Origin of the sequence: Actinoplanes sp. GCM10030250, from assembly GCF_042666575.1 — a bacterium.
Taxonomy (GTDB): domain Bacteria; phylum Actinomycetota; class Actinomycetes; order Mycobacteriales; family Micromonosporaceae; genus Actinoplanes.
This window is the reverse complement of record NZ_JBHTDO010000014.1, coordinates 173,595-194,703: the sequence shown is the minus strand read 5'-3', so window position 1 is coordinate 194,703 and position 21,109 is coordinate 173,595. Positions and strand designations below refer to the sequence as shown.

At 70.4% G+C, this 21,109-nt stretch carries 18 protein-coding genes; 10 read left to right on the top strand and 8 right to left on the bottom strand.

Translation table 11 applies throughout. The annotated features are described in order from the left end of the window. Positions 1–237: 237 nt before the first annotated feature. Positions 238–942 carry a GntR family transcriptional regulator gene (locus ACFQV6_RS20035; RefSeq protein ID WP_378029039.1) on the bottom strand — a complete coding sequence of 235 codons (705 nt, stop codon included), beginning with the start codon at positions 940–942 and terminating at the stop codon, positions 238–240. Positions 943–1,251: 309 nt separating this feature from the next. Between ACFQV6_RS20035 and ACFQV6_RS20030 the strand changes: the two genes are divergently transcribed. The 5 genes from ACFQV6_RS20030 (at position 1,252) to ACFQV6_RS20010 (ending at position 6,977) form a co-directional block, all read left to right on the top strand. Continuing rightward, on the top strand, positions 1,252–2,625 hold the full coding sequence (locus ACFQV6_RS20030; protein ID WP_378029038.1) for a ricin-type beta-trefoil lectin domain protein: 1,374 nt from the start codon (positions 1,252–1,254) through the stop codon (positions 2,623–2,625). A gap of 180 nt (positions 2,626–2,805) precedes the next feature. Next, positions 2,806–3,798, top strand: a complete 993-nt coding sequence (locus ACFQV6_RS20025) for a glycoside hydrolase family 16 protein (RefSeq protein ID WP_378029037.1) — start codon at positions 2,806–2,808, stop codon at positions 3,796–3,798. A gap of 121 nt (positions 3,799–3,919) precedes the next feature. Continuing rightward, positions 3,920–5,626 (top strand): glycosyltransferase family 2 protein, encoded by a 1,707-nt coding sequence (locus tag ACFQV6_RS20020; RefSeq protein WP_378029036.1) that lies wholly within the window; start codon positions 3,920–3,922, stop codon positions 5,624–5,626. A gap of 23 nt (positions 5,627–5,649) precedes the next feature. Then, positions 5,650–6,471: an HlyD family efflux transporter periplasmic adaptor subunit gene (locus tag ACFQV6_RS20015; protein ID WP_378029035.1), complete on the top strand. Its 822-nt coding sequence runs from the start codon at positions 5,650–5,652 to the stop codon at positions 6,469–6,471. A gap of 2 nt (positions 6,472–6,473) precedes the next feature. Next, positions 6,474–6,977: an inorganic diphosphatase gene (locus tag ACFQV6_RS20010; protein WP_378029034.1), complete on the top strand. Its 504-nt coding sequence runs from the start codon at positions 6,474–6,476 to the stop codon at positions 6,975–6,977. A 44-nt stretch (positions 6,978–7,021) separates the two neighbouring features. On the opposite strand, the gene ACFQV6_RS20005 is transcribed toward ACFQV6_RS20010, so the two are convergent. Beyond that, positions 7,022–7,990 carry a hypothetical protein gene (locus tag ACFQV6_RS20005; protein ID WP_378029033.1) on the bottom strand — a complete coding sequence of 323 codons (969 nt, stop codon included), beginning with the start codon at positions 7,988–7,990 and terminating at the stop codon, positions 7,022–7,024. Between the two features lie 126 nt (positions 7,991–8,116). Here ACFQV6_RS20005 and ACFQV6_RS20000 point away from each other — a divergent pair, with 126 nt between their 5' ends. Together ACFQV6_RS20000 and ACFQV6_RS19995 are read left to right on the top strand one after the other, a co-directional pair. Beyond that, positions 8,117–8,944, top strand: coding sequence for a glycosyltransferase family 2 protein (locus tag ACFQV6_RS20000; protein WP_378029032.1), 828 nt, complete (start codon positions 8,117–8,119; stop codon positions 8,942–8,944). Further along, positions 8,937–9,776 (top strand): glycosyltransferase, encoded by an 840-nt coding sequence (locus ACFQV6_RS19995; protein ID WP_378029031.1) that lies wholly within the window; start codon positions 8,937–8,939, stop codon positions 9,774–9,776. The genes ACFQV6_RS20000 and ACFQV6_RS19995 overlap by 8 nt, the downstream gene beginning before the upstream one ends. A 78-nt stretch (positions 9,777–9,854) precedes the next feature. Here the strand turns inward: ACFQV6_RS19995 and ACFQV6_RS19990 are convergent, their stop codons facing one another. The 3 genes from ACFQV6_RS19990 to ACFQV6_RS19980 all read right to left on the bottom strand — a co-directional run bounded on the left by ACFQV6_RS19990 (position 9,855) and on the right by ACFQV6_RS19980 (position 12,785). Continuing rightward, entirely contained in the window at positions 9,855–10,979 is a 1,125-nt protein-coding gene (locus ACFQV6_RS19990) for a flavin-containing monooxygenase (protein WP_378029030.1), read from the bottom strand. 76 nt (positions 10,980–11,055) lie between these two features. Further along, on the bottom strand, positions 11,056–11,625 hold the full coding sequence (locus ACFQV6_RS19985; protein ID WP_378029029.1) for a hypothetical protein: 570 nt from the start codon (positions 11,623–11,625) through the stop codon (positions 11,056–11,058). Between the two features lie 11 nt (positions 11,626–11,636). Continuing rightward, positions 11,637–12,785 carry a zinc-dependent alcohol dehydrogenase gene (locus ACFQV6_RS19980; RefSeq protein ID WP_378029028.1) on the bottom strand — a complete coding sequence of 383 codons (1,149 nt, stop codon included), beginning with the start codon at positions 12,783–12,785 and terminating at the stop codon, positions 11,637–11,639. A 325-nt stretch (positions 12,786–13,110) separates the two neighbouring features. Here ACFQV6_RS19980 and rph point away from each other — a divergent pair, with 325 nt between their 5' ends. Next, positions 13,111–15,696, top strand: coding sequence for a rifamycin-inactivating phosphotransferase (gene rph / locus ACFQV6_RS19975; RefSeq protein WP_378029027.1), 2,586 nt, complete (start codon positions 13,111–13,113; stop codon positions 15,694–15,696). 186 nt (positions 15,697–15,882) lie between these two features. After that, positions 15,883–16,242, top strand: a complete 360-nt coding sequence (locus ACFQV6_RS19970; protein ID WP_378029026.1) for a hypothetical protein — start codon at positions 15,883–15,885, stop codon at positions 16,240–16,242. Positions 16,243–16,287: 45 nt separating this feature from the next. On the opposite strand, the gene ACFQV6_RS19965 is transcribed toward ACFQV6_RS19970, so the two are convergent. Next, positions 16,288–17,352 (bottom strand): cellulose-binding domain-containing protein, encoded by a 1,065-nt coding sequence (locus ACFQV6_RS19965; RefSeq protein ID WP_378029025.1) that lies wholly within the window; start codon positions 17,350–17,352, stop codon positions 16,288–16,290. A 399-nt stretch (positions 17,353–17,751) separates the two neighbouring features. On the opposite strand from ACFQV6_RS19965, the gene ACFQV6_RS19960 reads away from it, so the two are divergent. After that, positions 17,752–19,242, top strand: a complete 1,491-nt coding sequence (locus tag ACFQV6_RS19960; RefSeq protein ID WP_378029024.1) for a family 43 glycosylhydrolase — start codon at positions 17,752–17,754, stop codon at positions 19,240–19,242. Between the two features lie 52 nt (positions 19,243–19,294). Here the strand turns inward: ACFQV6_RS19960 and ACFQV6_RS19955 are convergent, their stop codons facing one another. Together ACFQV6_RS19955 and ACFQV6_RS19950 are read right to left on the bottom strand one after the other, a co-directional pair. Then, positions 19,295–20,446: a GDSL-type esterase/lipase family protein gene (locus tag ACFQV6_RS19955; protein ID WP_378029023.1), complete on the bottom strand. Its 1,152-nt coding sequence runs from the start codon at positions 20,444–20,446 to the stop codon at positions 19,295–19,297. Next, a complete protein-coding gene (locus ACFQV6_RS19950) occupies positions 20,443–21,030 on the bottom strand; it encodes a TetR/AcrR family transcriptional regulator (RefSeq protein WP_378029022.1) in 588 nt (195 codons plus the stop codon). The genes ACFQV6_RS19955 and ACFQV6_RS19950 overlap by 4 nt, the downstream gene beginning before the upstream one ends. Positions 21,031–21,109 lie beyond the last annotated feature (79 nt).

Below are 21,109 nucleotides of genomic sequence, written 5' to 3'. Positions count from 1 at the left end.
GTTGCGGCGCCGCCAAGTGCGTCCAAACCCTAGCGTTGCGGTGTGATCCGCACCAGCGAGGAGATTTCGTTTTTGTCGGATTGCCGGGATGATCGTCCAGGTCAGCGGATCATGCTCGCCACGGACGTGAGGATCACCCGGGCGGCGCGAACAGGGGGTCTACTGTAGACCACCGGCAACCGGCCGCCGATCTTGGCCGGGTGGGCGGGACGCGCGGCGGCAGGGCCCGTCGGCGGGTCAGCCCGAGTTCGGCCCGAGCTTGAGGTGGCTGGTGATCCGGTAGCGGTCTCCGCGGTAGATGGACCGGGTGAACTCGATGACCCGCCCGCCGTCGTCCTGGGTGGTGCGCTCGAAGAGCAGGGCCGGCGAGTGGAGCGGCACACCCAGCCGCTCGGCCTCGTCGGCGTCGGTGACCGTCGGCTCCATGGTCTGCACCGCGTCGGTGGCGTTCACCCGGTAGCGCTCGCGCAGCAGCCGGTAGAGCGAGCCGGTGACGAAGTCGTCGGCGGTCATGCCGGGGACCAGGGCGGCGGGCAGCCGGATCGCCTCCAGGGCCATCGGGTCGCCGTCGACGATCCGCAGGCGCCTGACGTGGAGCAGGTTGTCGGCGGGGGAGACCTGCAACCGCCGGCCCAGCCGGGCGCCGGCCGGCTCGGTGCGGAACTCGAGCACCTCGCTGGTCCAGTCGCCCTCGGCCGGCGGGATGGGCTGCCCGGAGGCGGAGGGGACCTCCTGCGAGATCTTGTGCGGGCTGGTGAACGTGCCGCGCCCGTGCTGGCGGACGAGCAGGCCGTTGCTGGCGAGGTCGTCGATTGCCGCTCGCACCGTCGGGCGGGAGGCGCCGAGGTCCTCGGAGAGCGAGCGCTCCGACGGCATGGGGTCGCCGGGCGCCCGCGCATCGATCAGCTCGCGCAGTCTGTCCCGCACCTCAGCACGCCGCATCGCGTCCCCAACGCCTTTCCGGTGCCGTGGGCTCGTCAAAATTGACCACTGGTCTGTGTTGGACAGTCTTCCGGCCCGATCCCGTTTTGTCGACCCCGCCGCATCCGAAGCGGCGGTCGGTGCAGGACCGATTAGAAACTGGAAAGAAACCTTGCATTGAGGTATTGACGTGGACCACTGGCATGGACGACGGTGTCCAGACGGCCGATTTCCAAACCACTGGTCAGTTCGGTGGTCATGTCCCCTTCCTGCCGGCGAGCCGATCTCCCAGGCCCGGCCGGCGCCTCTCACGCGAAGGAGCCCACCCCCATGGGGCTTACGCCAACCCGCAAGGTCGCCATCGGTGCGACCCTGGCCGCAACCGTCGCAACGTTCATCGGCATCGGCGTCGCCGCTGCCCCGAGCAGCAGTGCCGCGGTCGGCTGCGGCGTGCTCTTCGACGATTTCAACTACTCCTCGCGTACGGATGCCGCGCTGGGCCAGCGTGGCTGGAGCATCCGCAGCAACGCCGGCGGCCCGGGCGTGAGCGGTGCGCGCTGGCTCGCCGACAACGTGTCGTTCCCGACCGTCGACGGGCAGAAGGTCGCCCAGCTCAAAGCGGTCACCGACGGCACCGCGGGCGGTACGTCGCACGCCGAGTTCTCGCAGAGCAACCGCCGCTTCTTCGAGGGCACCTACCTCGCCCGGATCAAGTTCTCCGACGCGCCGGTCAGCGGCTCGGACGGCGACCACGTGAACCAGACCTTCTACACGATCTCCCCGCTGGCCGCACCGCGCGACCCGCTCTACTCCGAGCTGGACTTCTCCGAGTACCTGCCGAACGGCGGCTGGGGCGAGCCGGGCCCGATCAACTACCAGACCACCTGGTACACCTATGTCGCCGACCCGTGGTACGCCGACAACCAGCACAGCCAGCAGTCCCGCAGCATCAACGGCTGGCACGACGTCATGGCGACCGTCTCCGGCGGCCACGTGAAGTACTACATCGACGGCGCGCTCGTCGGTGACCACTCCGGCAAGGTCTACCCCCGGCAGAACATGTCGATCGACTTCAACCAGTGGTTCATCGACCTGGCCGGGCACGCCGGCGGCACCAGCACCTACCTCCAGTCGGTCGACTACGTCTACCACGCCAAGAAGCAGGTGCTGAGCCCCGCGCAGGCGTCCGCGGCCATCAACGGCTACCGGTCCGGCGGTACCGCGCACGCCGACAGCGTCGTCACCACCAACGACTGCGACCCGGGTGTGCCGCCGGGAACGAACCCGCCGACGACGCCGCCCACGGTGCCGCCGGCGACCGGTGCGACGATGCTGCAGTCCAACTTCAGTGGCCGCTGCATCGACATCCCGAACGCCCAGGCGAACGCCGGCGTACTCCTGCAGATGTGGGACTGCAACAGCAGCAACGCGCAGAAGTGGTCGTTCCAGAGCGACGGCACCCTGCGCGCGATGGGCAAGTGCATGGACCCGGCGGGCGGTGCCCTCGGCAACAGCACGCCGATCCAGCTGGCCGACTGCAACGCCAACCCGGTGCAGCGGTTCACCCTCACCGCCGCCCGGACGCTGATGAACGTCTCCTCCGGCCGGTGCGTGGACATCAAGGACTGGAACGGCAGCAACGGCGCCACCCTGCAGCTGTGGGACTGCGCCGGCGGTGCCAACCAGATCTGGGGCAAGCTCTGACCGGATAGCGCTCCAGGCGCCGCGGTCGCAGCTTCCGGCGACCGCGGCGCCGCTGTTCGCGTGACGGGTCGACGTCATGTGTCACTACCGACAAGTGCCCGGGCGTGCAGTCCGGGCATACCGGGGCCGCACGGTTGGCGTTCGTCACATCCGCGAGAGATCCGGACGGTCGTGAAGCGCATGACAGAGGTGACAGCTCGCACGGCCGGTGCCCGCCGCCGGCCCATCGCGGTCGGTGGATCGGTACTGGCACTGGCACTGGTCCTGGCCGCATGCCACGACTCCTCGCCGGAGCCGGAGGCCTCAGCACCCTCAGGGCCCTCGGCGGCCGCACCCTCCGTACCGGGCGCCGACTGGGGCCTGGTCTGGAGCGACGACTTCGACGGCGCTGCCGGCTCTCGGCCGGCAACCGCGAACTGGATGTTCTCGATCGGTACCGGTTATCCCGGTGGGGCGCCCCAGTGGGGCACCGGCGAGATCCAGACGATGACCGACAAGCCCGCGAACGCGTCACTGGACGGTGACGGGCGCCTCGTCGTCACACCGCTGCGGACCGGGGAGGGTGCCGGTACCTGGACCTCGGCGCGCCTGGAGACCCGGCGCACGGACTTCGCCGCGCCGGCCGGTGGCGCGGTCCGGATCGAGGCGACGCTGAAGATGCCGGACGTCAGCGGGCCGGCGGCGGCCGGCTACTGGGCGGCGTTCTGGGCGCTCGGCGCGCCGGCCCGGGGTGCGGCGGCCACGAACTGGCCGCACATCGGCGAGTGGGACATCATGGAGAACGTCAACGGCCGCGACTCGGTCTGGCACACCCTGCACTGCGGCACGCCCGTCCAGGGCCCCTGCGGGGAGCCCACCGGCATCAGCAGCGGTGAACTGCCCTGCCCCGGGTGCCGGGCCGATTTCCACACCTTCGCGATAGAACATCACCGCGAGGTCGCACCCGAGGAACTGCGCTGGTTCGTGGACGGGAAGAACACTTTCACCGTACGGGCGGACAAAGTGGATCCCGGCACCTGGGCCGCCGCCAACCAGCACGGGTTCTTCGTGATCCTCAACGTCGCCATCGGCGGAGCGTTCCCGGCGCCGTTCGGCGGTGGTCCCACCGCGGAGACGAAGCCGGGTGTGCCGATGCTGGTGGACCGGGTCGCGGTCTACACGACCGGCAAGTGAGAACGACAAAAAGATAGATCGACAGTTATCAGTGCCATCGACGGGGAACCCGAGCCTCCGCACACCGCCGGGCTTCGGTGGCTGACAAGCGTGATCCCCTGGTACCGAGGGAGGTGGCTACATGGCCACCGATTCCACCCCCACGTCCTCCCACCCGGCCTCTGACGGGGCCGAGTCGCCACGGGGACGGGCCGAGCCGACCTGGCGGCCGATCCAGCGGTCCACGCGCCTGGCGGTGACCGCGGCCCTCGCCGTGACGCTCTACTACATGATCTTCCTGCTCAACCCGGCCTACCGGGGTGACGTGTGGGTGTGGGCCCTGGTCCTGTTCGCCGAGGGCATCACGATCTTCAACGCGCTGGCGATGTGGTGGACCGTGCTCACCTTCACCCATCGCCCGGATCCGCCCGAGGTCTACGCCTGGCGGCGCCAGTTGCTGGCCGGCCAGCTGAAGCCCACGATCGACGTGTTCATCACCGTCTACGGCGAGCCGCTGGACATCATCCTGGTGACGCTCCGGGCCGCCCGCGACATGGTGGTCGAGCACCGGGTCTGGGTGCTCGACGACGGCGACAGCGACGAGGTCCGCGACGCCGCTGCCGCCGAGGGCGTCGGCTACCTGCGCCGCAACCAGCACCTGCACGCCAAGGCCGGCAACATCAACGCCGCCCTGCTCCGCACCGACGGCGAGTTCGTCGTCATCCTCGACGCGGACCACGTGCCCAGCCCGGACTTCCTGGTCCGGGCGCTGCCGCACATGCAGGACCCGGGCGTCGCCTTCGTGCAGACCCCGCAGGCCTTCCCCAGCGCGCGCGGTCTGGTGGCCGAGGGCTCCGCCGAGTCCCAGAAGATCTTCTACGAGCTGGTACTGCCGGGCCGCAACCACTTCAACGCCGTCTTCTGCGTCGGCACCAACGTCATCTTCCGGCGGGCGGCGCTCGAGGAGATCGGCGGCATGTACGTCGCCAGCAACTCCGAGGACATCTGGACCTCGATCGAGCTGCAACGGCGCGGCTGGAGCTCCTGGTTCGTACCCGAGGTGCTGGCACGCGGACTGGCACCGGAGAGCCTGCTCCCGTACTTCAAGCAGCAGTTCCGCTGGGCGTACGGCGCCTTCGAGGTGATGCTGCGCGGACGCCTCTTCCGCCGCGGCACCGGCCTGACCGTCGACCAGCGCTTCCAGTACCTGCTGGCGGGCGTCAACTACCTGCTTTCCCTCGCCGCGATCATCCTGATGTGCCTGCCGGCCGCCTACCTGCTGTTCGGGCTGAGCCCGATCCGCTCCGACATCAGCGTGTGGCTCGTCCACTACGCGCCCTTCTACACGCTGCTCGTCCTGGTGACGGTGATGCAGCTGGGCGGGTTCAAGCCGTCCGCCGTGGTCACCAGCCTCGCCGCCGCGCCGATCCACGTCAAAGCCCTGGTGATGGCGATCTTCAAGCGCAAGGTGCGCTGGACGGTCACCAACGCCGGACCCGCGGGCCTGCCGGGGGTGGAACTGGTGCTCCCGCACGTCACGCTGCTGCTGCTCAACGCGGTCGCCCTGGCCGTGGGCATCACCATGCTGCCGTTGCGCGGCACCAACATCGTCGCGGTCGGGCTCTCCATCGCCTGGTCCGCCATCTATGTGGTGGTGCTCAGCCGCGTCGTCGCCGAGGCGGTCATCGCGCCACACGTGATCAGGGAGCGGCTGGAACGCCGCAGGGCCGGCGCGAAGCTGGCCCGGGCGCTGCCCTGGCCGGCGCGCACGGATGCCAACGACGACGTGATCACCGCGGCCATGGCGGAGCCCGCGGATGCCGGCGCGGCGCGCCGCCGGTCGAGCTGAGAGGAATCGTCATGGTGCAGCCGATGGCAACCAGTAGCCCGCAGTCCCGCCCCGCCGAGCCGCCCCCGCCGCCGCCCGCCCCGCCCAAGGGCCGTGGCTGGCGCAAGTGGCGTGCCCGTTTCATCGTCCTGCTGCTCCTGGCCGGCGCCGTGCTGGTGTTCATCCGGATCAGCTCGGACCGGGCCGCGGACGCGAACCGGGTGACCCTCGACGAGGTGATCCTCACCGCGCAGGCGGTACCCGTGGAGCCGACCCAGGCGGGCCGGGTCATCAGCGTCGACGTCGCGGCCCGGCAGCAGGTGAGGGCCGGCCAGCGGATGGGGACCATCGAGGTCGCCGGCTTCGACACGGACGGCGATCCGAAGATCACCAAGGTGAACCTGACCGCTCCCGCGCCCGGCATCGTCATCGACGTACCGGCCTCGATCGGCTCCACGGTGGCACCCAACCTGCCGCTCCTGGAGCTGTACGACCCGGCGCGGATGACGTTCGTCGCCGAGGTCCCGGCCGAGGACCTGCCGGTGGTGGCGCCGACGATGACGGCCGTCCTGGAGGCAGAGGGAATGACCCGTACCGTGCACGCGACGGTCGAGCGCGTCATCCCCCGGGTCGAGCGCGTCGATCCCGAGGTGGAGCCCACCCAGCCCACCTCCACGGAGGACGAGGACAAACCCGACACCATGCAGGTCACCCTCGTCCCGGCGAGCGCCGCCGAGGCGCGGGGGCTGGTACCGGGCATGCGCTTCACCGGCTACATCAACACGGTCAGCGGCCAGCCCGGCAGCCCGCGCCTGGTGTCCCTGCCGCGAGCCGGGCAGGCCCCCGTGCCTGTCGGAGGCGAGTAGCCGTGGAGTTCGATGTGACGGTCGAGATTCCGAAGGGCACCCGCAACAAGTACGAGGTGGACCTCAAGACCGGTCGCATCCACCTCGACCGCACCCTGTTCACCGCCACCCAGTACCCGGCCGACTACGGCTACATCGACGGCACCTGTGGCTCCCAGGGCACCGCGCTGGACGCGCTCGTCCTCATCCAGGAGCCGACGTTCCCCGGCTGCCTGGTGCTCTGCCGCCCCATCGGCATGTTCAACATGCGCGACGAGCAGGGCGCCACACCCAAGGTGCTGTGCGTACCGGCCTCCGACCACCGGCTCACCCACCTGCGCGACATCACCGACCTGGACAAGTTCCTGAAGCTGGAGATCCAGCACTTCTTCGTGGTCTACAAGGCCGTGGAACCGGGCAAGACCGTCGTGATCGACGACGATCCCTGGTCCGGCCGCGAGGAAGCCGAGGCCGAGGTCCACCGCGCACTGGAACGCGCCGGCGGCAACCTCGACGCATGCGAGTAGCCACCGGACCGGTCGTACCGGTGCCGGTGGCTGTCTCGCCGGGGTCAGCGGCCGATGCCGGTGCAGTTGATTTTCACGACCGGGCTGACCGCTTCGGTGGCGACGAAGTTCGTGCCGTCGTTGATCTGGCTGTACATCGCGATGGTCTTGGTCCGGTAGGAGTGGACGCCCTCCTTGCAGACCGCCGACACGGTGTTGAACGTCTTGTTGTACGAGTTCAGCGCCCGGTTGCCGGACTTGGCGCGGACCACCCACGAGCAGCCGAGCCGCCCGCAGTCCTTGCGCTCGATCCAGACGCGGACGACGCCACCGCACGGTGCGCGGTAGGACTCGACGTAGCCGGCGGCGTGCAGCCACGCGTCGGGCCGCTGCCCGTCGAGCACCGGCGGCAGCGGTGTCTGCGGGCTGGCGTACGACGTCTGGCCGTCGACCATCGCCCGGCAGCCGGTCCTCGGCTTCGCGGTGTTGTCGGTTCCGGTCGACCACGTCGGCCCGCCGGGCCCGTAGAGGACCAGGTTCCCGTCGTTCTGCATGACCAGCTCACCCGCGCCGCGGCCACCGGTGTCCGATGCCCACAGCGGGCGGACCGGGCCGCCGGTGGGTGAGCCGGCGTAGACGACGAGGTTGCCGTCACCCTGGTTGCCGAGGAACGCTGACTCGCTGGTGCGCCGGGTGGCTCTGGTCGTCCACAGCCCGTCGACCCTGTCGGCCTGCTGAACCCGGTACACGGCCAACGTGCCGTTCATCTGCATCCTGGCCTCATACAGGCCGTTGCGAGAGATCAGGCGCTGGTTGAGCAGCAGTTTCTCGCCGTTCCCGAGCCTGTCCGTGAACGGCAGCGCGTTCGCCGCCGCCGGCGCCATCAGCACGGCGATCGCGGTGGTGGCGACGAGGGCGACCAGGGAGGTGATCCCGGTTCGCAGCGGGTTGCGGAGTCGCATCGTGGGGTTCCCTTCGGCCTGCTTGGCTGGTGGAGCCAGCAAACCCGCGATCGCCGTAACGAAGTAGTTCACCCCTGAACCTCAGGCTGGGGTCCTACGCATGGACATCGATGGTGGGCCGGTTCGCCAATGGGCAGGCCACTTCGGACGGTGAGACGATGCAGCCGGCGCTGGGGAAGCGGGGGAGCGGAGGGCGGCGTGGCGGTTCTGGGTGTGGTGATTCCGACGCACCGGGGGTCGGCTCTGCTTTCTCGCAGCATCGGCTCGCTGGTGCGGCAGACCGTGACGCGCGACGTCTCCGTGGTGGTGGCCGTCAATCACGGCTCGGGCGCCAGTTACGAGCGTGCCGTCAGTTTGGCGCCGGAGTTGCGCGCCACCGGGATGGAATGCACGGTCATCCGGACTCCGGCGGGCAGGCCCGCGGCGTTGCGAGCCGCTGACCGGGTGCTGCCGCCCGGGGCCCGGCTCTACCTCGACCAGGACGCCGCGCTCTCGCCGGGCGCGGTCGCCACGCTGCTCGCGGTGCTGGCGCCCGGAACCGGGGTCCACTTCGCCGCGCCGAGCATGCGGCTGGCGCCCGCGAGGAGCGTGGTGACGCGGGCGTACTTCCGGATCTGGCGTGAGCTGCCGTATGTGCGGGGCGCGCCGGCGACGTGCGGGGCGTACGCGGTCTCGGCGGAGGGGCGGTCGCGCTGGGGCGAGCTGCCCGACCTGCACTCCGACGACAAATGGGTACGGTGGCACTTCGCACCGCACGAGCGCCGGGTGGTCTCCGCCGAGTGGTACGAGGTGGTGGCACCCGACGGCCTCCCGGCCCTGCTCCGGGCCCGGCGCCGCTACCAGGGCGGCAACCGGGAACTCGGCCGGCTCGCGGCGCGACCGCCCTTCCCGGACGACCACACCCGGCATCACGGGATCGTCCGATCGCTGCTGGCGAACCCGCCCGCCGCCGCCGTCTTCCTGGCCGTGCACGCCGCGGGCCGGATGGCGCCCGGCCGGCCCCAGCACCGGGCCGGCGGTGACTGAGGTGCCCGGGCGGGTGGACGTCGTCGTGCCGGCCCACAACGAGCAGGCCCTGATCGGGGCGTGCCTGAGCGCGGTGGTCAGCGACGCGCGGGGCCTGGACGTCCGGGTCATCGTGGTGGCGAACGGCTGCGACGACGCCACGGCAGAGATTGCCCGCGCGGTGGGCGACGGGGCCGCGGGCATCGTCGGCTTCGTCGTGGTGGAGCTGCCGATCGCGAGCAAGCCGGCGGCGCTGAACGCCGCGAACGACCACCTGCGCGGCGGGCCGGTCGTCTACCTCGACGCGGACACGGTGATCACACCCGGCTCGCTGGGCGCCCTGCTGGCGGTGATGGACGCGCCCGCCGGTCCGGTCATGGTGGGACCGCGGCCGATCCTGGTCCGCCCGGCCGACCGGATGACCCGTGGGTTCGCCGCCGTCTGGTCACACCTGCCGTCGGTGCGGGGCGAGGTGATCGGCGGCGGCTGTTACGCGGTGAACGCCGAGGGGCGGCAGCGGTGGGGCGCCTTTCCGGACGTGATCGCCGACGACGCGTACGTGCGCTCGCTGTTTGCCGCCGGCGAGCGGAAGGTCGTCGACGGAGCCGGGTTTCTGCTGGTCCTGCCGTCGGGGCCGGAGCTGAGCCGAGTGCTGGCGCGATGGCACCGAGGCAACGCCGAGCTGGGCAGGTCCGCGTCGCCGGCCGCGGGCGGCAGCCGCAACGCGCGGGCGGTGCTCGCCGCACCCGGGCTGTGGCGCCACGTCCCCGCCTTCCTCTGGGTGCAGGTCACCAGCCGGTTCCGCCGCCGCACGCGGTGGGCCAGGGCGGAGAGCGTACGGACGACCGGGTGAGGTGAAGACCGGTACAGCAGGCTGTACTGCAGGCAGCGGGATCGATCCCAGCGCTCCCGGGCGGAAGGCTCAGCGGTCTCACGAGCGGGAGTCACGATGGACGGCGCGGGCCACCCGGCGTGACTCCAGGGCCGCCTGCCGGAGCATGCCGCCCAGCGTGACGTCGTATCCGACGAAGAACAGACCCGGCCTGGCGGCCGCACCCCCATGGATCCGGGGTACGCCGGTCTCGTCGAACAGCGACGGATCCTCGAACAGAGCGGGCAGGCCGGTCCCGTACCCGGTGGCCGCGACGATCACGTCCGGCTGGATGCTCGTACCGTCCGCCAGCAGCACCGACGTCGCGGTGAGGCCCTGGACGGCGGCGACCGGGCGCACCCGTCCGGCCAGAACGTCGGCGACGATCCCGACGTCCTGCAACGGCACATAACGCCGGGTACGCAGGCGGGTCTTCAAACCCTCGGCCGGGCGGTCGATGCCGTACGGGCGCAGGTCCGGCATCTCCAGCCGCGCCATGGCGGCGGCCATCGTGTTGAAGGCCCGCTCCGGCAGGCGCCCCAGCAGGACGCCGTTCATCTGCGCCGGCCAGCCCGCCGTCTCCCGGCGCACGATGTGCGGCGGGGTCCGGATCGCCAGGCTCACCGAGGCGGCACCACCCTCGGCCAGGTCGGTGGCGATCTCGGCGCCGCTGTTGCCGGGGCCGACCACGAGGACGTTCCGGCCGCGGAACGGCTCGGCGTTGCGGTACTCGGCGGAGTGCAGCAGCGTGCCCGTCCACGTCTCCCGGCCGGGCCACTGCGGCACCACGGGCGTGTGCAGATAGCCGGTCGCGACGATCAGGGTGTGCGCCGACTGCTCCGAGCCGTCGCCGAGTTGCAGCGACCAGCGATCGGCGGCCGGCTTGATCCGCTCCACGGTCGTCCCGGTGCGGACGGTGATGGCGAAGCGCTGGGCGTACGCCTCCAGGTAGCGCACCAGATCGTCCCGCTTGACCCACCGGCCGTACTCGCGGGGGATGGCCAGGCCGGGGAGGCCGGACAGGCCGCGGATCGTGTGCAGGCGCAGCCGGTCGTACCGGCCGCGCCAGCTGGTGGCCACCCCGGTCCCGCGCTCGAGGACGACGCAGTCCACGCCACGCGCCTTGAGCTGGGCCGCGACGGCGAGGCCGGCCGCACCGGCGCCGAGAACGATCACGTCTGCCATGGCGAGCAGTGTGCTCGACATCCAGCCGCGAGTCACGCACGGCGCCGGAACAGCTTCTGCCGGGTGGCGGCTCGGCTCAGCGGGCGCGGGCCATCCGGCGGATGATCGTGTACGCCAGGCCGGCACCGAGGATCCAGGGCGCGGCCACGATCACCGGGTCGAGCGGGTGGTGCACGACGTCCGTCCGGTTCTGCCCCACCCGGGAGCGCAGGCCGTGATGCGTCAGCTCGCTGCGTACGCCGGTCTGGGTTATCGGGTTGTCCGGGCGCAGCGTCGCGAAGGAGCGCAACGCGCTCTCCACCGCGTCCACCCGGTCAGCCGCGAGCAGCAGCAGCCAGTGCGCGGCGCGGCCCTCGCTGTATTTGGCGTACGAGTACCTGCGGATCGCGCCGGACAGCCCGCGCGGCGGGCAGGACGTGCCGAACACCGGCGTGAGGAACTTGTGCTCGATCGACCGCTCCCGCGGCCACCGCTCCGGCTGCCGCTCCGGGAACTCCCAGTGCGCGCCGCTGAAATCGGGGTCGAAAACCTCCTGCGGCACCGACGGCCGGTCCTTGGGGTCCAGGTCGGCACCCCATCCGGGGATCCGGGCGCGCAACTCGTCGACGGACTCGGGCAGTTTCGGCTTGTCCGGGGTGTAGGCCATGGAGTCCTCCCCTAAACGGCGTTCGGGATGATGAGCGGCTTGATGCATTCGTCGAGCTTCGCCGAGAAGATGTGGTAGCCCTCGGCGATGTGCTCCAGCGGGATCCGGTGCGTGACGATGTCGCTGGGCTTGAGATAGCCGTTGCGGACGTGCTCGAAGAGCCGCGGCCACTGCCGTTTCACCGGGCACTGGTTCATCCGCAGGGTCAGTCCCTTGTTCACGGCGTCGCCGAACTTGACCGCGCTGAACATCGGACCGTAGGCGCCCATCACCGAGACCGTGCCGCCCTTGCGGACCGAGTCGATCGCCCAGTTCAGCGCGACGGGCGACCCGCCCTGCAGTTTCAGCTTGGCGGAGGTCACATGCTGCAGCAGGTTGCCGTCCGCCTCGGCGCCGACCGCGTCGATCGCCACGTCCGCGCCGAGATGGTCGGTGATCCTCTTCATGTGCACGACGATGTCGTCGTACTCGGTGAAGTTGTAGGTCTCGGCGTGCGCGAACGACTTCGCCTTCGCCAGCCGGTACTCCAGGTGGTCGATGACGATCACCCGCCCGGCGCCCATCAGCCAGGCCGACTTCGCGGCGTACAGGCCCACCGGCCCGGCACCGAAGACGACCACCACGTCACCCTCGACGATGCCGCCGAGCTGAGCACCGAAGTAGCCGGTCGCGAGGGCGTCGGTGAGCAGCACCGCGTCGTCCTCGTCCATCCACTCCGGGATCAGGCTCGGCCCCACGTCGGCGAACGGCACCCGGACGAACTCGGACTGGCCGCCGTCGTAGCCGCCGGTCGTGTGCGAGTAGCCGTAGATGCCGCCGACCGCTGTGGCGTTCGGGTTGACGTTGTGGCAGTTGGAGTACAGGCCGCGGGCGCAGAAGAAGCACGTACCGCAGAAGATGTTGAACGGGACCATCACCCGGTCGCCGGGCTTCAGCCGTTCCACCGAGGGGCCGACCTCGTCGACCACGCCGACGAACTCGTGGCCGAAGGTCGTACCGACCCGGGTGTCGGGCATCATCCCGTGATAGAGGTGCAGGTCGGAACCGCAGATGGCGGCTCGGGTCACCCGTACGATCGCATCGTTGGGGTGTTCGATCGCCGGACGGTCCTTCTCCTCGACCCGCACGCGGTACGGACCGCGATAGACCATTGCTCGCATCAGCGTCCTCCCACCGGCCGGCTGTGTGCCCGCGGGATCGGTGGCTACCCCGGGGAATCCGCAGCAAACCGACGGCGGCGTTGTTGGCTGCCGCAACTAGGGGAGGGCAAAAAGTTGTTGGCTGCCGCAACTAGGGGAGGGCAAAAAGAAAGGCAGGAGAGCGCACTCTCTGCCACTTCTAACGTATAGCGGACCCGGGGGCTTGCGGCAAGACCCGGGTCCTGGCGAAGAATCGTCGGCCGGACCGGACACCGGTGGGAAAGCGGGGGCATGACGTGCGTGTGTTGCGACGTGTCGGTGCAGTGCGACGCTCGGAGGTGGCGCGATGATCGAGCAGTACGTGGTGAGCCTGGACGAGGTTGATCAGAAGCAGATCGCGGTGGCCGGCGGCAAGGGCGCGCACCTGGGGGAGCTGTCCCGGATCGACGGCGTCAGCGTGCCGGCCGGGTTCTGCGTGACGACCGGCGCCTTCCGGCGGGTCGTGGCGGAGGCGCGGTCGATCACCGAGCGACTCGATGAGCTGTCGCGGCTGCACCCGGACGACCGGGAGGCGATCCGCTCGCACAGTGCGGCGATCCGGCGGGCCGTCGAAAAGCTCGCCCTCCCCGCTGACCTCGCGGCGGCGATCACCGGTGCTGTCGCCGGCCTCGGCGAGCAGGCGGCCTGGGCGGTCCGGTCCAGCGCGACGGCGGAGGACCTGCCGACGGCCTCGTTCGCCGGCCAGCAGGACACCTATCTGAACGTCGTGGGACCGGCCGCGATCCTCGAGCACGTCAGCCGGTGCTGGGCCTCGCTGTTCACTGAGCGGGCGGTCACCTATCGGCATCGCAACGGCATCGACCACCGTACGGTTGACATGGCCGTTGTCGTGCAGTTGATGGTCTTCCCGGACGCGGCGGGCATCCTGTTCACGGCCGACCCCGTCACGGGCAACCGGAAGGTGACCTCAGTGGACGCCGGCTTCGGCCTCGGCGAGGCACTGGTCTCCGGCGTGGTGAACCCCGACGTGTTCAAGGTGCGCGACGGCGAGATCGTCACCAGGAGAATCGCCACCAAGCAGGTTGCTCTCCGCGCCCTGCCCGGCGGCGGTACGCGGGAGCAGGCGGTCGAGCCGGAGCGGCAGGAGCAGCCCGCGCTGACGGATGCGCAGGTCGTGCGGCTCGCGCGGCTCGGCCGGCGGATCGAGGCGCACTTCGGCTCCCCTCAGGACATCGAGTGGTGCCTGACCGGCGACGACTTCCGGATCGTCCAGAGCCGGCCGATCACGACGCTGTTCCCCGTGCCGGTGACCGGCGACGGGGAGAACCACGTCTACCTCTCCGTCGGCCACCAGCAGATGATGACCGACCCGATGAAGCCGCTGGGCCTGTCGATGTGGCGGATGATGGCCCTGCCGCCGATGCACGAGGCCGGCGGACGGCTGTTCGTCGACGTCACCCGCGGCCTGGGCACGCCGGCCGGCCGCGCCGGGCTGCTGGAGATGGCGGGCAGAACAGATCCGCTGACCAGGGATGCGCTGGAGACCGTCCTCGATCGCGGTGACTTCGTTCCGTCGCTGCCGGACCCGGGAACGGGCGGGGCACCGGCCGGCGGGGCACCGGCCCCGATCGACACCGATCCGGCCATCGTCACCGGGCTGATCGAGCGCAGCCGGGCCTCGGTCGACGCCGCGCGGCGCGACATCAGCTCGAAGTCCGGGACGGCGCTGTTCGACTTCCTGCTGGAGGACATCAAGGAGCACAAGCGGCTCCTGACCGATCCGCTCACCATGCGGGCGATCATGGCGGGGATGGACGCCACGTGGTGGCTCAACGACCACCTGGAGCAGTGGCTGGGCGAGAAGAACGCGGCCGACACCCTCACGCTGTCCGCACCCGGCAACGTCACGTCGGAGATGGGCCTCGAGCTGCTCGACGTCGCCGACGTGATCCGCCCGTATCCCGAGGTGGTGGCGTTCCTCCAAGGCGCCGGGGACGGCGACTTCCTGGACGGGCTGCCGGCGATCGAGGGCGGGCGCGAGGCGCGCGAGGCGATCGCGGCCTACCTCGACAGATACGGGATGCGCTGTGTCGGGGAGATCGACATCACCCGGCCGCGCTGGAGTGAGCGCCCCGCCACGCTGGTGCCGGTGATCCTCGACAACGTCCGCAACTTCGAGGCGGGTGCCGCCGCGCGCCGCTTCGAGCAGGGACGGCAGGAAGCCGAGAAGAAGGCCGAGGAGGTGCTCGTACGCCTGCGTGCCCTGCCGGACGGGGAGCACAAGGCGGGCGAGGCGAGGCGGATGATCGACCGGGTGCGGACCTTCGCCGGGTACCGGGAGTACCCGAAGTACGCGATCGTGAGCCGCTATTTCCTCTACAAGCAGGCCCTGATGCGGGAGGCCGAGCGGCTCCTGCCCGGTCAGGAGGAGGACGTGTTCTTCCTGACGTTCGAGGAGTTCCGCGAGGCCGTGGGCGCGAACCGGGTCGACGAGCAGCTCGTTCGCCGGCGCAAGGAGGAGTTCCGGTCGTACCGGGCACTCACCCCGCCCCGGGTGCTCACGTCCGAGGGTGAGGCCGTCACCGGGTCGTACCGCCGCGACGACGTGCCGGACGGCGCCCTGATCGGCCTGCCGGTCTCGGCCGGAACCGTCGAGGGCCGGGCCCGGGTCGTCCTGGACCTGGCGCAGGCCAGTTTCGAGCCGGGCGACATCCTGGTCACGACGTTCACGGACCCCAGCTGGACGCCGCTGTTCGTCGCCGTCGCGGGCCTGGTGACGGAGGTGGGCGGCCCGATGACGCACGGCGCGGTGATCGCACGGGAGTACGGCTTGCCGGCCGTCGTCGGCGTCCAGGAGGCCACCCGGCTGATCCGCGACGGGCAGCGGATCCGCATCCACGGGACCGGCGGGTATGTCGAGGTCCTGTCCTGACCCCGTGTTCACCCATACTCGGCGCACGCGATCCCGCCGTGTGGGACCGTGGTGATCCGGTGGCGAGCCCTGTTGTGCAGCATCAGCGAGGCCGCGCGGGGGTACTGCGTCATCGCGGACCCCGAGGCCGCCCACAGCGCTCGGTTCCGGAGCGCCAACCACACTCCGAGGAGGTCGTCGCCGCACATGATCAGTGTGCACGAGTTCGCCCGCCGGCTCAGCGCCCTCGGCCCCCGGGCCTTCGCCGCCGCCGATGTCGTGGGCCTGGCTGAGACAGCGGGCCTGCGGATCAGCCCTGACGACAGTATCGACGCCGATCAGGCGCAACGGCTGCTGAACGGCGCCGCGCCGGCGGTGCCGGTGACCGGAACCCAGATCGTGGCTCCGCACTGGACGCCACCGGCGCCCGCGGGCCAGAGGGTGCCTCCGGTGGTGTTCTCCAGCCCCGGTGCCGTCGACGGCCCGGTCGATGCTCCTCCGGTCCGGCCCCGTGGCCGGCCGTCAACACCGGCGCGGCGGCCCGACTCGCGCCGATCCGGCAGGTGACGGACGACCGGTGGTGCCGTCGCACCACCGGTCGCCGCAATGTGGTCAGGACAGGAAGCTGCCGTACGGGCCGCTCAGGATCTTGTCCTTCTGCGCCTGGCTGAAGTGGGTGTTCGGGTAGTTGTAGAACGACGCGGACATGGGCGTGCCGTCGGTCGAGGTCGAGTCGGGCAGCCCGAGGGCGTGTCCGAGCTCGTGGACCATGCCGCCGTACCAGCGGTTCATCGAGCCGTTGATGCCGGCGGCGCCGTCGGCGTCGTGGCCGCTGAGGATCACCCATCCGCCACCGCCTCCGCCGCCCGAGCAGGACGACTCGGCGCTGATCTCACCGACGTTGAGCCAGCGGCTGTCCGGCGCGCGCAGGCCGAGCTTGCGCAGCAGCTCCTGCTGCATGTTGAAGACCACCCACCAGTAGCACTCGTTGCCGTTGGGAGTGTTCTCGTACCAGGACCGGGGGTGGTCGCCGTTGACGACCTCGACGACCGGGTCGTTGAGCGTGAACGTCTTTCCCAGCTCCTGGCGGTAGTAGCGCTGCGCTTCGCGCATCACACCGGCGATGCCGTCGACGTACCGCTGGTCGTACGCCACGTCGGTGGGCTTGAGCCAGTAGGCGCGCACGGTGCGGACCGGGGGCGTCTGCGGCGCCGAGGTGGGTGTCACCGTCGGCGAGGTGGTGGGTCCCGGCGTGGTGGTGCCGGTGCAGGCCACGCCGTTGAGCGTGAAGCTCGACGGTACGGGGTTGCTCGAGTTGTTCCACGAGCCGTTGAAACCGAACGACGTGCTGCCGTTGGTGGCCAGGGACGCGTTCCACCCGGCGTTGACGGCGGTGACCGCGGAGCCGCTCTGGGTCGTGGCCGCGTTCCACGCCTGCGTCACTGTCTGACCAGCGGTGAACGACCATCGCAGGGTCCACCCGGTCAGGGCGTCGCCGAGGTTCGTCACCGATACGTTCGCGGCGAACCCGCCGCTCCACTGGTTGCCGACGGTGTAGACCACGCGACAGCCGGACGCGGCGGCTTGCGCGGAGGTCACGCCGCTGACTGCCGCACCGGCAATGGTGGCGGCCAGCACGGCGGCGGCCAGGGGGGTACGCCGTAGTCGTTGAAGCATCCTCGCCTCCTTAAAGAATCGACGTCCGTCCATATCCCGCACACCATGGCGTACGAAAACGTTTTCGGCAAGTTTCGGTTTCGCGCCTTTCCGGGCGGCCGGCAGCGTGACTGAAAGCAGGTCAGGTGCCAGATCGCAACGCGCTGGTCCGCGCAAAAGTTTACGTTAACAATGACTGCTGCCGACTCCTGAGGCGGTTTAACTCGCGGAGCCGCGCCTCTTGACGATCCTCGATGTTAACGAGAACATCGATGCGTCCCCAACCCGTAACGAGCCGGTCATCCCCGGGCAACATCATGGATCCGGACCCGCGTCCGCGATTCGGTTGCCACCGGCCACGGGTCGACGCGGTGTCGGCGGTCCACGGGCCGCCGGCCCTGCCCCACCCCGAGGAAGGTCATGATCGCGGCCGTTCCCCCCGTACGCAGATCCCGCACCCGGCTCGCCATCCCGGTGGCCGCCCTGACCCTGGCCACCGCCGGGACCATTGCTGTGACAACTGCCGCCGAGGCGGCCACGGTGCAGACCGGTACCCCCTATGTGCTGGTCAACCGCAACAGCAGCAAGGCTCTGGACGTCTACAACCTGGCCACCACCGACGGCGCGGCGATCAACCAGTACACCCGCAACGACGGCGCCTGGCAGCAGTGGAAGTTCCTGGACTCCGGCGGCGGCTGGTACCGGCTGCAGTCGGTGCACAGCGGCAAGGTCCTCGACCTGCCCACCACGGCCGACGGCGTGCAGCTGGTCCAGAACGCCGACCGCAACGACGCCCGCCAGCAGTTCCGGCTCGCCGACTCGGCCGGCGGCTTCGTGCGCCTGATCAACCGCAACAGCGGCAAGGCCCTCGAAACGTGGGAGTGGTCCACCGCCGACGGGGCCAAGGTCTCGCAGTACCAGGACCTCGACGGGGCCAACCAGCAGTGGCAGCTGGTCCCGCTGAGTGCCGCCGCGCGGACCTTCACCAACCCGATCAAGCGCAACGGCCCCGACCCGTGGCTGCAGTACCACAACGGCTACTACTACCTGGCCACGACCACGTGGAACTCGACGATCACGATGCGCCGCTCGGCGACGCTGGCCGGGCTGGCGACCGCGTCCGACCAGGTGATCTTCAACCTGTCCGGGCGGGCCAACGGCTGCTGCAACATGTGGGCGCCGGAGTTCCACCTGATCAACGGGCGCTGGTACTTCTACTACACCGCCGGGCAGAACGTGTCCGACTACAACCCGACCCAGCGCCTGCACGTCCTCGAATCGGCGGGCACCGACCCGATGGGCCCGTACACGTTCAAGGCCGACCTCGGCAGCGAGTGGGCGCTCGACGCCAGCGTCCTGACCGTGGGCAGCAACCTGTACCTGATGGGCACCTACAACGCGGGCGGCTCCTACGGGCAGTCGAACTTCATCCAGCGGCTGTCCAACCCCTACACGCTGACCGGCTCCCGGGTCCGGTTCAGCTCACCGACCCTGTCCTGGGAGCGGCAGACCGGCGCGGTCAACGAGGGACCGGAACCGCTCTACCGCAACGGCAAGGTCATGGTCGTCTACTCGGCGTCCGCGTGCTGGGGTCCCGACTACAAGCTCGGGCTTCTCACGCTGACCGGCAGCGACCCGCTGAACCCGGCGCACTGGACCAAGAGCGCCAACCCGGTGTTCCAGCGCAGCGACGCCAACGGGGTCTTCGCGCCCGGCCACAACGGCTTCTTCAAGAGCCCGGACGGCACCGAGGACTGGATCGTCTACCACGCCAACGATTCGGCGGGCGGCGGCTGCGACATGAACCGGTCCACCCGCGCCCAGAAGTTCACCTGGAACAGTGACGGCACACCCAACTTCGGGACACCCGTACGCCTGGGGGTGACCCTGACCGCGCCGTCCGGAGAGTGACAACCACCTGCTTGCCCCGGCAGTTTCGCCCGCCGGGGCAGGCAGTGCGGTTTCAGCGTGTGGCGAAGGGGCCGTCCGGGGCGAAGGCGTAGTCGGCGAAGCGTTCGCCGATCAGCTGGTGGGTGGTGGTGTCGGGGTGGAGGGCGTCCGGCAGCGGGTGCTCGGCGGCGTCCTTCTCGCCGTAGAGCCGGGTGCCGTCGAGGTAGTGCAGGTTCGGGTCGGTGGCGCGGCGTTCGGCGAGGGTGGCCAGGGCTTCGCGGATGACCTGGAGGGTGAGCCGCCCGAGGTCGCGGTCCCCGGGCCGGCCGGTGGCGGTGAACATGATCTGGTCGGTGCCGAGGCTGCCGGGGTCGATCGCGCCCGGACCGGGCGTGTCCTCGTGGATCGCGCAGAAGATCGGTGAGATGAGGACCAGCGGGGTGTCCGGGTGCCCGTCGCGGATCGTGTCGAGGAAGCCGGCCACCGCGGGCACGAACGTGCGGAGCCGCATCCCGTCGAGGTTGACCACGTTGATGCCGAGCTTGACGCTGATCAGGTCGGCCGGGGCGTCGCGGATCACCCGGGCGGTGAACGGGTCGACGAGCGCGCTGCCGCCGAGGCCGAGGTTGCGCAGCTCGACCCCGGTCCGGCGGGCCGCGACGGCCGGCCAGACGCGGCTCGGGGTGCTCGCGTTGGAGCCGTGGCTGATCGAGCTGCCGTGATGCACCCAGAGCCGGCGGTCCGGTGCGGCGGGTGAGACGGGCTCGTCGGTGTGCAGCTCGATGAGCTCGACCGACTCGTTGTGCGGCAGCCAGATCTCGACGATCTTGTCGCCGCCGGGCAGGTCGCTGAACGTCGTGGTGTGCGCGGCGCCGGGCTGGAAGTCGCTCGTGCCGGTACGCAGATCGACCTCGACGAGGTCGCCGCCGCCGAGCTCGGCGCTCGCGACGAGGGTGCCGTCGACGACGAGGTCGACGCTGCCGCGTGGCCGATGAGTGTCCCGGTAGGCCACGCGGGCCGGATGGCAGACGAGTGCGACGGTTCGTGCCGTCGTCGCCATCGTCAGGCGGACACCGGACGGCTGGCTCTCCACCATCAGCAGCTGCGGGTCGGGGAACTGGGTGGGGACCCACCCGGGCAGCCGGTGCGGCCGGACACCGCGGGGGGTCTGCTCCACCTCGGCGGCGCCGCGGACCAGGGAGGCGGTGACAGGTGTCGTGATCATGAAGTGGTGTCCTCCGAGTCGAGGGGCCAAGCGTTCAGGAGGGCGTCGAGGGCGTCGACGGTCTTTCGCCACGACACCTCGGGGGAGGGCTCGCTGTGGTCGAAACCGCCGATCCGCTCGAGCGCGAGATAACCGTTGATCGTGGCGCCCAGCACCCGCACGGCGTGCACGTGCTGGTCCTCGGGCACGGGATAGCCCCGGAGCACCGCCCTGGTCAGCACGACGACCTGCCGTGCCGCGTCAGACCGGACGGCGGACTCGCCGGCACGGCGTTGCAGCGACTGCCACCGGCCGGGTGCGTCCCGTGCGTACTCCCGGTGGGCGGTGGCGAAACCGGACAGGGCCAGCCGGCCCGCGCGGCCCGCGATCGCCGCGCCGATGCGGCCGGCCAGTTCGCCGAGCGCGAGCGCGGTGACGCCGTCGAGCAGCGCCTCCCGGTCGCGGACGTGCGAGTACAGGCTCGGTGCTTTCACTCCGAGGCGCCGTGCGACAGCCGACAGGGTGACGGCGCCGAATCCGTCCTCGTCGGCGAGGGTTGCCGCGTCGGCGATGACGGCGGCCGAGGTGAGGGTGCCGTGGATCATCGGTGCAGCCTACATCACGTAGGCATATGCCTACGGGCTATAGGCAAGATCGGTTGCAACCCTCGGGCATCGTGCGGTG

Coding starts and splice junctions, on each gene's coding strand:
- ACFQV6_RS20035 (WP_378029039.1), bottom strand. CDS start 942: ATGCGGCGTGCTGAGGTGCGGGACAGACTGCGCGAGCTGATCGATGCG.
- ACFQV6_RS20030 (WP_378029038.1), top strand. CDS start 1,252: ATGGGGCTTACGCCAACCCGCAAGGTCGCCATCGGTGCGACCCTGGCC.
- ACFQV6_RS20025 (WP_378029037.1), top strand. CDS start 2,806: ATGACAGAGGTGACAGCTCGCACGGCCGGTGCCCGCCGCCGGCCCATC.
- ACFQV6_RS20020 (WP_378029036.1), top strand. CDS start 3,920: ATGGCCACCGATTCCACCCCCACGTCCTCCCACCCGGCCTCTGACGGG.
- ACFQV6_RS20015 (WP_378029035.1), top strand. CDS start 5,650: ATGGCAACCAGTAGCCCGCAGTCCCGCCCCGCCGAGCCGCCCCCGCCG.
- ACFQV6_RS19990 (WP_378029030.1), bottom strand. CDS start 10,979: ATGGCAGACGTGATCGTTCTCGGCGCCGGTGCGGCCGGCCTCGCCGTC.
- ACFQV6_RS19985 (WP_378029029.1), bottom strand. CDS start 11,625: ATGGCCTACACCCCGGACAAGCCGAAACTGCCCGAGTCCGTCGACGAG.
- ACFQV6_RS19980 (WP_378029028.1), bottom strand. CDS start 12,785: ATGCGAGCAATGGTCTATCGCGGTCCGTACCGCGTGCGGGTCGAGGAG.
- rph (WP_378029027.1), top strand. CDS start 13,111: ATGATCGAGCAGTACGTGGTGAGCCTGGACGAGGTTGATCAGAAGCAG.
- ACFQV6_RS19970 (WP_378029026.1), top strand. CDS start 15,883: ATGATCAGTGTGCACGAGTTCGCCCGCCGGCTCAGCGCCCTCGGCCCC.
- ACFQV6_RS19965 (WP_378029025.1), bottom strand. CDS start 17,352: ATGCTTCAACGACTACGGCGTACCCCCCTGGCCGCCGCCGTGCTGGCC.
- ACFQV6_RS19960 (WP_378029024.1), top strand. CDS start 17,752: ATGATCGCGGCCGTTCCCCCCGTACGCAGATCCCGCACCCGGCTCGCC.
- ACFQV6_RS19955 (WP_378029023.1), bottom strand. CDS start 20,446: ATGATCACGACACCTGTCACCGCCTCCCTGGTCCGCGGCGCCGCCGAG.
- ACFQV6_RS19950 (WP_378029022.1), bottom strand. CDS start 21,030: ATGATCCACGGCACCCTCACCTCGGCCGCCGTCATCGCCGACGCGGCA.